13 protein-coding genes are annotated in these 14,423 nt (G+C 60.9%); 12 read left to right on the top strand and 1 reads right to left on the bottom strand.

Features of this window, described 5'->3' with window-relative positions:
- Positions 1–44: 44 nt before the first annotated feature.
- Positions 45–1,499, bottom strand: coding sequence for an APC family permease (locus ACIQJ2_RS06140; RefSeq protein WP_400667855.1), 1,455 nt, complete (start codon positions 1,497–1,499; stop codon positions 45–47).
- A 315-nt stretch (positions 1,500–1,814) separates the two neighbouring features.
- Between ACIQJ2_RS06140 and ACIQJ2_RS06135 the strand changes: the two genes are divergently transcribed.
- The 12 genes from ACIQJ2_RS06135 to hpaH all read left to right on the top strand — a co-directional run bounded on the left by ACIQJ2_RS06135 (position 1,815) and on the right by hpaH (position 14,417).
- Positions 1,815–2,600, top strand: a complete 786-nt coding sequence (locus ACIQJ2_RS06135; protein WP_400667853.1) for an IclR family transcriptional regulator — start codon at positions 1,815–1,817, stop codon at positions 2,598–2,600.
- Positions 2,600–3,853 carry a Tm-1-like ATP-binding domain-containing protein gene (locus ACIQJ2_RS06130; protein ID WP_400667851.1) on the top strand — a complete coding sequence of 418 codons (1,254 nt, stop codon included), beginning with the start codon at positions 2,600–2,602 and terminating at the stop codon, positions 3,851–3,853. The genes ACIQJ2_RS06135 and ACIQJ2_RS06130 overlap by 1 nt, the downstream gene beginning before the upstream one ends.
- Entirely contained in the window at positions 3,850–4,500 is a 651-nt protein-coding gene (locus ACIQJ2_RS06125) for an HAD family hydrolase (protein WP_400667849.1), read from the top strand. The genes ACIQJ2_RS06130 and ACIQJ2_RS06125 overlap by 4 nt, the downstream gene beginning before the upstream one ends.
- A 17-nt stretch (positions 4,501–4,517) precedes the next feature.
- Positions 4,518–5,873, top strand: coding sequence for an aspartate aminotransferase family protein (locus ACIQJ2_RS06120; RefSeq protein WP_400667847.1), 1,356 nt, complete (start codon positions 4,518–4,520; stop codon positions 5,871–5,873).
- A gap of 2 nt (positions 5,874–5,875) precedes the next feature.
- Positions 5,876–7,159, top strand: coding sequence for an aspartate aminotransferase family protein (locus tag ACIQJ2_RS06115; protein WP_400667845.1), 1,284 nt, complete (start codon positions 5,876–5,878; stop codon positions 7,157–7,159).
- Positions 7,160–7,166: 7 nt separating this feature from the next.
- The gene (locus ACIQJ2_RS06110; RefSeq protein ID WP_400667843.1) at positions 7,167–8,186 is read left to right on the top strand and encodes a homoserine kinase; all 1,020 of its coding nucleotides are present in this window, start codon (positions 7,167–7,169) and stop codon (positions 8,184–8,186) included.
- A 53-nt stretch (positions 8,187–8,239) separates the two neighbouring features.
- Positions 8,240–8,626, top strand: a complete 387-nt coding sequence (locus tag ACIQJ2_RS06105; protein ID WP_199151331.1) for a 5-carboxymethyl-2-hydroxymuconate Delta-isomerase — start codon at positions 8,240–8,242, stop codon at positions 8,624–8,626.
- 44 nt (positions 8,627–8,670) lie between these two features.
- Positions 8,671–10,188 carry a 5-carboxymethyl-2-hydroxymuconate semialdehyde dehydrogenase gene (gene hpaE, locus ACIQJ2_RS06100; RefSeq protein ID WP_400667841.1) on the top strand — a complete coding sequence of 506 codons (1,518 nt, stop codon included), beginning with the start codon at positions 8,671–8,673 and terminating at the stop codon, positions 10,186–10,188.
- A gap of 28 nt (positions 10,189–10,216) precedes the next feature.
- On the top strand, positions 10,217–11,197 hold the full coding sequence (hpaD, locus tag ACIQJ2_RS06095) for a 3,4-dihydroxyphenylacetate 2,3-dioxygenase (protein WP_184705525.1): 981 nt from the start codon (positions 10,217–10,219) through the stop codon (positions 11,195–11,197).
- Between the two features lie 66 nt (positions 11,198–11,263).
- Positions 11,264–12,718: an NADP-dependent succinate-semialdehyde dehydrogenase gene (gene gabD, locus ACIQJ2_RS06090; protein WP_184705524.1), complete on the top strand. Its 1,455-nt coding sequence runs from the start codon at positions 11,264–11,266 to the stop codon at positions 12,716–12,718.
- Positions 12,719–12,741: 23 nt separating this feature from the next.
- Positions 12,742–13,614: a fumarylacetoacetate hydrolase family protein gene (locus ACIQJ2_RS06085; protein WP_400667838.1), complete on the top strand. Its 873-nt coding sequence runs from the start codon at positions 12,742–12,744 to the stop codon at positions 13,612–13,614.
- The gene (gene hpaH / locus ACIQJ2_RS06080) at positions 13,614–14,417 is read left to right on the top strand and encodes a 2-oxo-hept-4-ene-1,7-dioate hydratase (protein WP_400667836.1); all 804 of its coding nucleotides are present in this window, start codon (positions 13,614–13,616) and stop codon (positions 14,415–14,417) included. Before ACIQJ2_RS06085 ends, hpaH begins: the two co-directional genes overlap by 1 nt.
- Positions 14,418–14,423 lie beyond the last annotated feature (6 nt).

Genomic DNA, 14,423 nt, shown 5'->3' with positions numbered 1-14,423 from the left:
TGGAAGGGTGGCGGGCAGTCCCCGCCACCGCGATTGGAATTGTATCAGGCTTCCTGACCGGCGCCGAGGCGGGCAAAGCCATCAGCATCCGCCGACCGCAAGCGCGCGGCAGCGATAATTCCGATAACACCCGCAATCAGAACGAGGCAGGGCAGCAGCACGGCAAGCACACCGTTCGCTCCGGCAATCGCGCCGAAATTCGCCGAGATATAATAGACGAGCGCCGCAAGAATAAGTCCCGTCAACGTCGGCAGCACCTTGACCGCCAGCACATTCTTCTCAAGTCCCGGATTGCGGCTGAAGAACACGACGATCGAAAAGGCGGTAAAGGCCATCAATAGGATGATTGCCAGAGTGCCTACGTTCGTCAGCCAGGAGAAGAGCCCCAGCACCGGATCCTGGCCGGTCGCGGCGAACAATGCGACGACGAGCACGGCGATGACGGTCTGGATGATCGAGCCGACATGCGGGCTCTGGAAGACCGGATGCGTCACGCCGACCGACTTCGGGAGCAGACCTTCACGACCGGCGACATACATGTAGCGCGCAACGCCATTGTGGAAGGCGAGAACGCCGGCAAAAAGGCTGGTGATGAAGAGGACGCTCATCACGACAGTGATCCAATGGCCGACATAGCGCTCGGCGAGGCCAAAGAGGAAGGTCGTCGGATCGGCAAGACCCTGCAAGGTCGGCACGAGCTTGTCGACACCGGCGCCTGTTACCATCAGCCAGGAGGTCAGCATATAAAAGAGGCCGATGATCAGCACCGAGATGTAAGTCGCGCGCGGTACGGTCTTGTGCGGCTCGCGTGCTTCTTCACTGTAGATCGTCGTTGCCTCGAAGCCGATGAAAGCGGCGAAGCAGAAGAGAAGGCCCACAGCCGGCGTTCCGCTCCAGAAGGCTGTTGGCGTAAAGGGTGCGGCAGAGAGACCGGCATCACCACCTTTTACGAAAATCGCGCCGTCGATCACGAGAACGACGAGATATTCGAGGATGACGAGAACCGTCAGCACCTTGGCCGAGAGGTCGACTCGGCGGTAGCCGAAGACGGCAACGAAGGCGATGCCGATAAAGGTCCAAACCCACCAGGGCAAATCAAGGCCAAATTGCTCGGCGAAAAAGCCCTTGGTCGCTGCGCCGAAAAGCCCGAAAACGCCGACTTGCATGCAATTGTAAGCGAGAATGGCAATGAGAGCGGCCGCGCCACCCATGAGCCCGCCGAGACCCCGAGCTGTGTAGGCATAGAAAGCGCCGGCATTGCGAATGTGCCGCGCCATGGCCACGTAGCCGATCGCGAACAACAGCAGAATGCCGGTCACAAGCAGGAAGGTCAAAGGAATGCCCGGCCCGTTGCCGAGCATCATCGATAGCGGCACGCCGCCGGCAACCGCCGTCAGCGGCGCTGCCGCCGAGACGACCAGGAAGGTCACGGCACCAACGCCAAGACTGTTTTTGCGCAGCTGATTCTCAGCAGCGCCTTGCGAATTTTGCGTGTTCATCTGCGTTGTTCCCCTTGTTGAGAGCATCCGATCGTCGCTGCGATTTCCCACAAACGACCTCCACCAGAACCGGACTGACGAGCGGGGGCTTGAGCTTTTGTTGATTATGCCGCCATCAGCGCTTATGGTTCATTATTTGAACCACAGCTTCAAATATAGACTTGCAAACATTCCTGGGCTCTGTCAAGTTATTTCGCATGTTAAGTATCTTGGGTCGCTGCTATCGTGCCGCGGCGCATGGTCAGCGAGCTGATTTGACGGAAGCCACGGCTGGACGCACAAAAACAGACGCTGACCAACCCAAGAGGAGGAACGATGAGCACGATCGGGAAGGCGCTTTCATTGCTGGATACGCTGTCACGGCTGGACAAGGAGGCGGGTCTGACTGACATCGCCAATCTGTGCGCACTCGACAAGGCGACGGCACGACGTTTTCTGGTCGAGCTGGAGAAGCACGGTTTCGTCGAACAGGACCCGGATACGCGGCGATACAGGGTCGGTTCAGCACCCGTTCGCCTTGCCCGCGTTCGCGAAGCACGTTTCCCGTTTCTGCGAATCGCAATGCCGTTTCTACAGGCGCTCGCGGGATCATCGACCGAGACAGTGCACCTTTCCGAACTCTCCGGCGGACAGCTTTCCACCATTCATGTGGAGGATTCGTCCTGGGCACATCGGATCATCGTCGAAGTCGGCAGTCTCCTGCCCTTTCATGCCACGGCATCCGGCCTCGCCTTCCTTGCCTTTTGCCCGAAGGCCGAGATCGAGGCTTTTCTTGCGAAACCGCTCGAAAAATTCACCGACCATACCATTGTCGATCCGGATCTTCTCCGCGGCATGCTCGAGGAAACGGCCGCGCGCGGCTTCTCGATCAGCCATCAGGGACTTGAAGCCGGCGTGATCAGCACGGCCGCACCCGTGTGCGCCCCAGATGGGCGGCCAATCGGCTGCGTCGCGATCGCAGCCCCGCTTTCGCGGACGACGAAGACGGCCATTCACGAGTTCGGCGTGCAGGCCGTCGCGACGGCCAACGCGATCTCAGAAAAATACTACGGGTCGGAAAAACCCATGGGAACCAGTACAAAAAGCAGGAGGACAGATTGATGAGCCCAACGGCTCCCTCGCCCAGAATTCTCGTCATCGGAACCGGTGACACCAAGAGCGACGAACTGCAATTCATGGCATCCGTCATCGCGGAAGCAGGCGGCCGACCTGTTATGGTGGATGTCAGCATTCTCGGCGATCCGCCCTACGTTCCCGATTATTCAAGGCATGACATCGCGAAGGCGGTCGACACCACGATCGAGGCGATTGCCGAGAGCGGCGATGAAAACAGCGCCATGGCCGGCATGGCCGCGGGCGCAACGGCGCTGACGAAACGTCTCTACGACGACGGCCTGGTCGACGGCATCATCGTCCTTGGCGGCACCATGGGCACCGATCTGGCGCTCGACGTTGCTGCGGTCCTGCCACTCGGCGTGCCGAAATTCGTGGTTTCGACGATTGCCTACTCCCATCTGATCCCGCCCGAGCGCATTGCCCCCGATCTCATGATGATCTTGTGGGCCGGCGGCCTTTACGGGCTGAACGATATCTGCCGTTCGGTTCTGTCGCAGGCATGCGGCGCCGTCGTCGGAGCGGCAAAACACGGAACCAGGACAGATCGCCAGCGCCCGCTCATCGGCATGACATCGCTCGGCTCCAGCTGCCTCAAATACATGAAGTACCTGCGACCGGAACTCGAAAAGCGCGGCTATGAAGTCGCTATCTTTCATGCCACCGGCATGGGCGGACGCGCCTATGAAGCCATCGCTTCGCAGGGAGGTTTTGCCGCCGTTTTCGACTTCTGCATTCAGGAAGTCAGCAATCATCACTACGACACCGTGGTCACCTCCGGCCCGGACAGGCTGGAGAACGCCGGCCGCACCGGCATTCCGCAGATCGTCGCGCCCGGCGCCGTCGACATGGTCGATCTTCAGGCATGGCGGCCATTGCCTGATATCCTCGCCGAGCGGCCCTATCATGCTCACAACCGGCTGATCGCCTCTGTAACGACATCGCCGGAGGGCCGGCGTGAAGTTGCCCAATTGATCGGACGCAAGCTTGCACGCGCCGATGCGAAGGTGGCCTTCCTGCTCCCGACCGGAGGTATTCAGGAATGGGACAAGCCGAACGAGCCGTTGCATGATCCGGACGGGCTTGCCGCCTTCGTGGAAGAGATGCGCCGCGCCATACCTTCGTCCGTCGCCCTGGAAGAGGTCGACGCTCACATCAATTCTCCCGCCTTTTCAACAGCAGCCCTCGCCGTTTTCGACAGGTGGGTCGCAGAAGGCGTCATTCCGGAGGGAAGACCATGACATCGCAACGCGCGCTCATCCTTGATTTCGGCGGCGTGGTTACCCGCACGCTGTTCGAAACACACGACGTTACCGAACGCACTCTCGGTCTACCGAAGGGATCGCTAACCTGGCTCGGACCGTTCGACACCACCACGGATCCGCTCTGGGTGTCGATGCAGAAACGCGAAATCACCGAACGCGACTACTGGCTGACGCGCGCAGGGGAAGTCGGCAAAATGGTCGGCGAAACCTGGACCGACATGCAGACTTTCGTTCGTCGCGCCCGCGGTGCCGAGCCTGAGCTCGTCCTGCGTCCGGAGGCACGCGAGGCCATCCTGCGGGCCAAGGAAGCCGGCCTCAAGCTGGCGATCCTGTCGAACGAACTCGACCTTTTCTACGGCGTCGAGTTCCGCAAGCGCTTCCCGCTGATCGACCTTTTCGACGTCATCGTCGATGCCACCTATACGAAGATCCTCAAGCCCGATCCGCAAGCCTACGAGCTAGTTCTCGCTGAGCTCGATCTGCCGCGCGAGGCCTGCGTCTTCGTTGACGACCAGAAGAAGAACATCGAGGGCGCCGAAGCCGTGAAACTGCCTCACGTGCATTTCGACGTTACCCGCCCCGCCGAAAGCTATGCCCAAGCACTTGCGATGCTGGGACTCTGAACAAAGAGGAATTTGACATGCGCGAAACCAATTTCATCATTGAAAACAACGCTCGCCACCTCTGGCACCCGATGGCTCACCCGGCCGAAATGCAGGCGCATCCGCCGCGCATCGTCAATTCGGGCGAGGGCGTCGAAATCGTCGACATCCAGGGCAAGAAGGTGCTCGATGCCGTCGGTGGCCTTTGGAACGTCAACCTTGGCTACTCCTGCGAACCGGTGAAGAAGGCGATCCGCGACCAGCTCGACGAACTGCCCTATTACTCGACCTTCCGCGGCACGACGAACTCGCCGCTGATCGAGCTCTCATACGAACTCGCCGAATGGTTCAAGCCAGACGGTCTGAGCCGTTCCTTCTTCACCTCCGGCGGCTCGGATTCGGTAGAAACCTGCCTGCGGCTGGCGCGCCAATACCATAAGGTCAACGGCCAGCCCGAGCGCACCAAGTTCGTCGCGTTGAAGAAGGGCTATCACGGCACGCATTTCGGCGGCGCTTCGGTTAACGGCAACCAGAATTTCCGCCGCAACTACGAGCCGCTGCTCCCCGGCGTGATCCATCTGCCTGCGCCCTTTCCCTATCGCAACCCATTCAACATGACCGATGGCGCAGAGATCGCGGCAGCGATCGGCAGGCTGTTTGAAGACGAAATTGCCTTCCAGGGCGCTGACACCATCGCAGCCCTGATCGTCGAGCCGGTGCTCGGCGCAGGTGGCGTGATCGTCCCGCACGAGACATTCCTGCCGCTGATGCGCGAGATCTGCGACCGCCATGGTATCCTGCTGATCGCCGATGAGGTCATCACGGCATTCGGCCGTACCGGCGCCTGGACCGGATCGCGTCTCTGGGGTGTCAAGCCGGACATGATGTCGACGGCAAAAGCGATCACCAACGGCTATTTCCCCTTCGGTGCCGTCATGATCTCCGACAAGGTCGCCGAGGCCTTCGAAAGCAACAGGAATTCGATCGGCAATATCGGCCACGGCTACACCTATTCCGGCCATCCGGTCGGTGCCGCAGCAGCACTTGCAACGCTGAAGGAAACCAAGCGTCTCGACGTGGCTGCCAATGCCGCCGCCCGCGGCGAGGAACTCATGGCCGGCCTGAAGGCATTGCAGAACAAGCATGAATTGATCGGCGATGTCCGTGGCAAGGGGCTGATGTGCGCCCTCGAACTCGTCAGCGACCGTGCGAAGAAGAGCGCGGCGGCCAAGGACGTCGTTCAGAAGGTTCATGACGCAACCTACGATGCCGGCGTGATGGTTCGCACCTCCGGCGCCAACGTCATCATGTCGCCGCCGCTGATCGTAACAGCCGCAGATGTCCAGACCATCCTGACCGCGCTTGACGCAGGTCTTACCGCCGCGAGGTCCTGATCATGTCGGACAATGCAGCCCTTATCGCGCGGCGCGAGCGGCTCCTCGGCCACAACATGTCGCTTTTTTACGAAGATCCGGTTCATCTGGTGCGCGGCGAAGGCGTCTGGCTATGGGACGCCGGCGGGAAGAAGTACCTCGACTGCTACAACAATGTGCCGCATGTCGGCCATTGCCATCCGCGCGTGGTCGAGGCGATCACGCGCCAGGCCTCGACGCTGAACACCCATACGCGCTACCTGCATGAGGGCATCCTCGACTATGTCGAGCGGCTGACGTCGACTTTCGATAGGAGTCTCGACGCGGCGATCCTGACCTGCACGGGCAGCGAAGCAAACGACGTGGCGCTGCGCATGGCGCAGGCCGTTACCGGCAAGACCGGCGTCATCGCCACCAACCACACCTATCACGGCAACACGACCGCCGTGTCACAACTGTCGACGCGCATGCCGCCGGTCGGCGGCTTCGGTGGCCATGTCCGGCATGTGCCCGCGCCGGACAGCTATCGGCCGCTCGGCGGCGAAGGCGGAGACGCCTTTGCCACGGCTTTTGCAGCAGAAGTCGAGAAGGCGATTGCCTCTTTGCAGGACAGCCCGCACGGCTTCTCGGCCATCATCATCGACCCGTTCTTTGCCAATGAAGGTTTTCCCGATCTGCCGCCGGGTTTCCTGGACAAGACGGTCGCCGCCGTCCGCAAGGCTGGCGGTCTCGTTATCACTGATGAGGTACAGCCCGGCTTCGGCCGCACCGGCACACATATGTGGGGGCATCAGCACGCCGGCATCGTTCCCGACATCGTCACCCTCGGCAAGCCGATGGCCAACGGCCATCCGGTCGGCGGCGTCGTTGCCAACATCGATACGGTGAATGCCTTCCGCAAGGCGTTCCGCTATTTCAATACCTTCGGCGGCAATCCGGTCTCCTGCGCGGCCGCGATGGCGGTTCTTGACGTCATCGACGACGAAAACCTCATCGAAAATGCCCGCAAGGTTGGCGAATACACGCGCACTGCCTTCCAGAAACTCGCGCAAAAACACTCGATCATCGGCGACGTGCGCGGAAGCGGCCTCTTCATGGGCACGGAATTCGTGCTCGACCGTGCAACCAAGGAACCCGCGGCGGCACAGGCAACCCGGATCGTCAATCAAATGCGCGAACGGGGCGTGCTGATGGGTAAGATCGGCATTCATCAATGCGCGACCAAAATCCGGCCGCCCATGCCCTTCACCACAGAGAATGCCGATTTCATGTTGTCGATTTTCGACGACGTGCTGTCGGGCTTGTGAGGCTGATATGGCTGACGAGTTGCCACAGGCCGTCCGGGACGCGCTACAGAAGCGCGCACTGGAGGCGCTCGACCATTGGTCGGTTCAGGCCGATGAACCAGTGCTGATGAAATATCGAGAGAATGCTGTCTTTCGCATCACTCTCGACGACGGACAATATGCGGCTCTTCGGCTGCATCGTCCGGGTTATCATGACGAGATGAGCCTGCGCTCGGAACTGCACCTGATGGCTGCACTCCGGCTCGGAGAACTCAACGTGCCGACCCCTGTTCCTACAAGCGACAGGCAAAGCCTCGTTCGGCTGCCGGCCAACCGGCAATTTTCCGAACAGCATGCCGACGTTGTCAGCTGGATCGACGGCACGCCGCTCGGCCAGAGCGGCACACCTCTGGCGCAATCGGCCGAAAAACAGGCGGAAATCTTCTCCCGCGTTGGAAGCTCGATGGCGATCATGCACAATCTCGCCGATGCCTGGGCGCCGCCGGAGCGGTTTCGTCGTCCGGCATGGGATGCAGATGGCCTGGTGGGCGAAAAGCCGCTATGGGGACGATTCTGGGATTGCCTTGGCCTCTCGCAAGGCGACGCCGCAGCGCTGACGGCATTGCGGGACCAACTGCGCCAAGCGCTCGCCAAGGTGCAGGAGAACGGCCTCGACTATGGCCTGATCCATGCCGATCTCGTCCGCGAGAACATCTTCCTCACAGACAACGACCGCGACGTCGCCTTCATCGATTTCGACGACGCGGGATATGGCTTCCGCCTCTTCGATCTTGCGACAGCCCTGCTGAAGAACCGTAACGAAGCTGCTTATCCGGAAATCGAAAAAGCGCTGATTTCAGGCTATCGGAGCCAGCGCATGCTATCCGACGCAACGCTGGAATTCCTTCCGCTCTTCATGGTTCTGCGCAGCCTCACCTACATCGGATGGCTCGCCGAGCGGCCCGAGATTCCGAACTCTGCCCCGCGCCTTGCCCGCTACGTCAACGAAAGTCTGGAGATGGCAAGAAAGCTGAACACCATCGCTTGACTTCTCTCGGAAATTTATTAACGTGTTAAGTAAATGAGGGATCGGGAGGACGTATGCCACATCTCGCCATCGAGTATTCGGCCAATCTGGAAGGCCGCGCCGATATCGACGCGCTTTGCGAACGACTGCTGAAGACCGTGCTGGAAACCGGTCTTTTCGAGATCGGGGCCGTGCGCGTGCGCGCCTTTCGCGCGGATCACTACGCTATCGCCGACAAGCTGCCGGAGAACGCCTTTGTCGATCTGAATTTCCGCATCGGCAAGGGACGCACGGCTGAGGAAAAGAAGCATACCGGCGAAGCGATCTTTGCTGCGGCAACGGAGGTTCTGAGCCCCCTCTTTGCGACTCCGCATTTCGCTCTGTCGCTGGAGATTCGCGAGATCGATGCGGAGCTCAGCTGGAAGAAGAATGCCATCCATCCGCGGCTTCGCGGCAAGTGACCACGCCCGCCCGACGGGACGAGACAACATCAAGGAAATAGACGATGTCCAAATTGCAGGAAAACATCGCAAAGGCCGAAAGCTTTCTGGCCCGGTTCAAGGAACGCGGTGTTCTCAACCGCATCAACGGCGAGGATGTCTCTGCCGCTGACGGTTCGACCTTCGAAACCATTTCGCCGGTCGATCTGAAGCCGCTTGCCACCGTCGCCCGCGGCAAGGCTGCCGATATCGACCGCGCCGCCAAAGCCGCAAAGGCTGCCTTTGCCGATTGGGCTGCCATGCCGGGTGACGCCCGCAAGAAGCTTCTGCATAAGATCGCCGATGCAATCGTGGCCCGCGCGGAAGAGATCGCCTTCGTCGAATGCATGGACACCGGACAGTCGCTGAAATTCATGGCCAAGGCCGCCCTGCGCGGCGCCGAGAATTTCCGCTTCTTCGCCGATCGCGCACCGGAAGCGCGCGATGGCAAGTCGATCCGCGCCGAAGGCCAGGTCAACCTGACGACGCGCGTGCCGATCGGCCCGGTCGGGATCATCACGCCCTGGAACACGCCCTTCATGCTGTCGACCTGGAAGATCGCGCCGGCACTGGCCGCCGGCTGCACCATCGTCCACAAACCAGCCGAATTCTCACCTCTGACCGCCCGCCTGCTGGTGGAGATCGCCGAGGAAGCCGGCCTGCCGAAGGGTGTTTGGAACCTGGTCAACGGTCTGGGCGAAGATGCCGGCCGCGCTCTGACGGAACATCCCCTGATCAAGGCCATCGGCTTCGTCGGCGAAAGCCGCACCGGTTCGATGATCATGAAGCAGGGGGCCGATACGCTGAAGCGGGTGCATTTCGAGCTTGGCGGCAAGAACCCGGTCGTGGTCTTTGCCGATGCCGATCTTGAGCGCGCCGCCGATGCCGCCGTCTTCATGATCTACTCGCTGAATGGCGAACGCTGCACCTCGTCCTCGCGCCTGCTGGTCGAGGAGAGCGTCTACGACAAGTTCACCGCAATCGTCGCCGAGAAGGCCAAGCGCATCAAGGTCGGCCATCCGCTGGACCCGGAAACGGTCGTCGGCCCACTCGTCCATCCCGTGCACGAAAAGAAGGTGCTGGAATATATCCAGATCGGCAAATCCGAGGGTGCAACGGTTGCAGCCGGCGGCGAGAAGTTCGATGGCCCGGGCGGCGGTTGCTACGTCTCCCCGACCCTATTCACGGGCGCCAACAACCAGATGCGCATCGCACAAGAAGAGATCTTCGGGCCTGTGCTGACCGCCATCCCCTTCAAGGACGAAGCCGATGCGCTCGCGCTCGCCAACGACGTCCAGTATGGCCTGACCGGCTATCTCTGGACCTCGGACGTCACCCGCGCGTTCCGTTTCACCGAGCATCTCGAGGCCGGCATGATCTGGGTGAATTCGGAAAACGTTCGCCATCTGCCCACCCCCTTCGGTGGGGTCAAGAATTCCGGCATCGGCCGAGACGGCGGCGACTGGTCGTTCGATTTCTACATGGAAACCAAGAACGTCGCCTTCGCCACCAAGCCACACGCAATCCAGAAACTCGGCGGCTGAGCCGACAATACGCATAAAGGAGGAACAAATGCCCCTGCCGAAACCAAATCTCTATCCGCCCTTCAACATCGTGCGCCTCAGCCATGTCGAATTCGGCGTCACTGACCTTGCCAAGTCGCGCTCCTTCTATGTCGACACACTCGGCCTGCAGGTGACGGATGAGACGGCGGACACCATCTACCTGCGGGCGCTCGAAGAGCGCGGCCATCACTGCATCGTCCTGCGCAAGTCCGACAAGGCGGAAGCCCGCGACCTCGGCTTCAAGGTCTTCGGCGACGAGGATCTCGACAAGGCCGCTCACTTCTTCAAGGGCAAAGGCTTGCCGGTGGAATGGGTCGAGCGCCCTTACCAGGCGCGGACCTTCCGCACCCGCGACCCGCATGGCATTCCGCTTGAGTTCTACTCGAAGATGGATCGCCTGCCGCCGATCCATCAGAAATATGCGCTCTACAAGGGCGTCAAGCCGCTGCGCATCGACCACTTCAACTGCTACTCGACCAATGTCGATGAAAGCGTGGCTTTCTATAACGAACTCGGCTTCCGCGTCACGGAATATACCGAGGATGCCGAAACCGGTCGTCTCTGGGCTGCCTGGACGCACCGCAAGGGCGGCGTCCACGACATCGCCTTCACCAATGGTCGCGGCCCGCGCCTGCACCACACCGCCTTCTGGGTTCCGACGCCGCTCAACATCATCGACCTTCTCGACCTGATGGCAACCACCGGCTGGGTCAGCAATATCGAGCGCGGCCCGGGACGCCACGGCATCTCGAATGCCTTCTTCCTCTACGTCCTCGATCCGGATGGCCACCGCATCGAAATCTACTGCTCTGACTATCAGACCGTCGATCCCGATCTGGAGCCGATCAAGTGGGACCTCAAGGATCCGCAGCGCCAGACACTTTGGGGCGCACCCGCTCCCAAATCCTGGTTCGAACATGGTAGCCTGTTCGCCGGCGCAGAAGTCGCGGAACCGGAACTGAAGGCACAGCCGATTATCGCGCCTTAAGCGTTACCCTCAAGAGCGGGCGAAAACGCCCGCTCTTTTCAACGTTATCCAGGCGAGGAGATAGTCATGAAATTGAAGGACGCAACGTTGTTCCGGCAGGCGGCATTGGTCGGCGGCGAGTGGATCGAAGCCGATCCCGCAAACGCGATCAAGGTCGACAATCCGGCAACAGGCGAGATCATCGGCCTGGTTCCCAATCTGGGTGCTGCCGAGACGAAGAAAGCGATTGCTGCAGCCGAGGTGACCCAGAAGGAATGGGCCGCCCGCACCGCCAAGGAGCGTTCCGGCATTCTGCGGCGCTGGTTCGAGCTGATGATGGAAAACCAGGATGATCTCGGACGCATCCTGACCGCCGAACAGGGTAAGCCACTGCCCGAGGCCAAGGGCGAAATTGCCTATGGCGCAAGCTTCATCGAATGGTTTGCCGAAGAAGGCCGTCGCGTCTATGGCGACATCATCCCCGGCCATCAGAAGGACAAGCGCATCCTTGTCATGAAGCAGCCGATCGGCGTCGTCGCGGCCATCACTCCCTGGAATTTCCCGAATGCGATGATCACCCGCAAGGCCGGCCCGGCTTTTGCCGCTGGCTGCGCCATGGTCCTGAAACCCGCATCCCAGACGCCATTCTCGGCAATCGCCCTTGCGATCCTCGCCGAGCGTGCCGGCCTGCCCAAGGGGCTGTTCAGCGTCATCACCGGATCGGCCCGCGCCATCGGCGCCGAAATGACCGCAAGCCCAGTCGTGCGCAAGCTCACCTTCACCGGCTCGACGGAAGTCGGCGCCGAACTCTACAAACAGAGCGCGCCGACCATCAAGAAACTCGGCCTCGAGCTTGGAGGCAATGCGCCCTTCATCGTATTTGATGACGCCGATCTCGATGCGGCTGTCGAAGGTGCGCTGATCGCCAAGTTCCGCAACAACGGTCAGACCTGCGTCTGCGCCAACCGTCTCTATGTGCAGGACGGCGTCTATGATGCCTTCGCCGAAAAGCTTGCCAAGGCTGTGGGTTCGCTGAAGACCGGCAACGGTTTCGACGAGGGCATCAACCTCGGACCGCTGATCGATGAAGCGGCTCTCAACAAGGTCGAGGAGCATGTCGCCGACGCTCTTTCCAAGGGTGGTCGCATCGTTGCCGGCGGTCATCGCCATCAGCTCGGCGGACGCTTCTATGAAGCGACGGTGCTAGCCGACGTCACGCCTGCCATGGCTGTGGCGAAAGAAGAGACCTTCGGGCCGGTGGCTCCCCTCTTCCGCTTCAAGGATGAGGCCGATGTCATCGTTCAGGCCAATGACACCGAATTCGGTCTTGCCTCCTACTTTTATGCCAAGGATCTCGCCCGCGTATTCCGCGTTGCCGAAGCCCTGGAATACGGCATGGTCGGCGTCAATACCGGCCTGATCTCGACGGCCGAAGCGCCCTTCGGTGGCGTCAAGCTCTCCGGCCTTGGCCGCGAGGGTTCGCGCTACGGCATCGAGGAATTCACCGAAATCAAATATGTCTGCCTCGGCGGCGTCGTCTGAGGTCAAAACAAGGCCATGAAAGCATGACCCATCCAAGATTCCTGTCCTTTTCGAGAAACGGCCGTCATGGTTACGGGCTTGCGGTCGACGGCGGTGTCGTCGACCTCTCCGCTCGCCACGGCGCGTCATGGCCGACACTGCGTGAGGTGATCGAGGCCGGTCGCCTCGTTCAGCTCGCAGAGGAAGCCAAGACGTTGAAGCCGGATTTCGCACTGGACGACATCCGCTTCGAAATTCCCATTCCGTCGCCGGAAAAGATCATTTGCGTCGGGGTCAATTTCCCCGACCGCAACGAGGAGTACAAGGATGGGCAGGCTGCCCCTTCCAACCCCTCTCTCTTCATCCGCTTTCCGCGCTCGTTCACCGGCAACGGGCAGCCGCTGATCCGTCCGCCGGAAAGCCCCCAGCTCGACTACGAAGGCGAGATCGTTATCGTCATCGGCAAGAGTGGCCGGCGGATTGCCGAGGCCGATGCCTTCTCGCATATCGCGGCTCTTTCGCTTTGCAACGAAGGCACGATCCGCGATTGGGTGCGGCACGCGAAGTTCAACGTCACCCAGGGCAAGAACTTCGACAATACAGGCTCGATCGGCCCCTGGCTGATCCCCTTCACCGATGCCGCCCAGCTCGACGATATTGAACTCAAGACCCGCGTCAACGGAGAAGTGCGCCAGATCGACCGCACCAGCCGGATGATCTTCTCCTTCCGCAAGATCATCAACTACATCTCCACCTTCACCACGCTCGTTCCCGGCGACGTCATCGTGACAGGCACGCCGACCGGCGCCGGCGCCCGCTTCGACCCGCCGATCTGGCTGAAGCCGGGAGATGTCGTCGAAGTCGAGGCAGATGGCCTCGGCATCCTCAAAAACACCATCGCCGACGAGGTGCTCTGATGCTATCGCAAGATGAAATCCAGGCCGCGGCAGAAAGCCTCGACCAGGCCGAGCGGACGCGCGTCCAGACCGGGCTCCTGTCGCTGAAGCACCCGCAGATGACCATGGACGACTCTTATGCCGTCCAGAGCGCCTGGGTGAAAAAGAAGATCGCCGCTGGCCGCAAGCCGATCGGCTGGAAGATCGGGCTGACGTCGAAGGCAATGCAGTATGCCCTCAACATCAACATTCCGGATTCCGGCGTGCTCTTCGACGACATGATCTTCGAGGACGGCGCGACCGTGCCGGCCGACCGCTTTATCCAGCCGCGCATCGAGGCCGAGATCGCCTTCGTCATGAAGGCGCCGCTCAAGGGTCCGAACGTCTCGATCTTCGATGTGCTGAACGCCACCGACTACGTGACCCCTGCCCTTGAGATCCTGGATACCCGTATCCTTCGGGTCGATCCGGAGACGAAGAAGGCGCGTACGATCGTCGACACCATCTCCGACAACGCCGCCAATGCCGGCATTGTCACCGGCGGCCGCGCGGTGCGGCCCGATCAGATCGACATGCGCTGGATGGGCGCGATCGTCAGCCGCAACGCCGAGGTCGAGGAAACCGGCCTTGGTGCCGGCGTCTTGAACCAGCCTGCGCGTGGCATCGCCTGGCTTGCCAACCGCCTGTCGCAATATGGAGACGGTATCGAAGCCGGTCAGATCGTTCTTGCCGGTTCGTTCATCCGCCCGATCGAGGCGCGGCACGGCGATACGATCACTGCCGATTTCGGTCCTTACGGATCGGTCAGCCTGTTCTTTGCATGAAGGAGT

Source organism: Rhizobium sp. NPDC092011 (assembly GCF_044756305.1).
Taxonomy (GTDB): domain Bacteria; phylum Pseudomonadota; class Alphaproteobacteria; order Rhizobiales; family Rhizobiaceae; genus Rhizobium.
The sequence above is the reverse complement of the archived record's forward strand: the minus strand, read 5'-3'. Positions and strand labels throughout refer to the sequence as shown.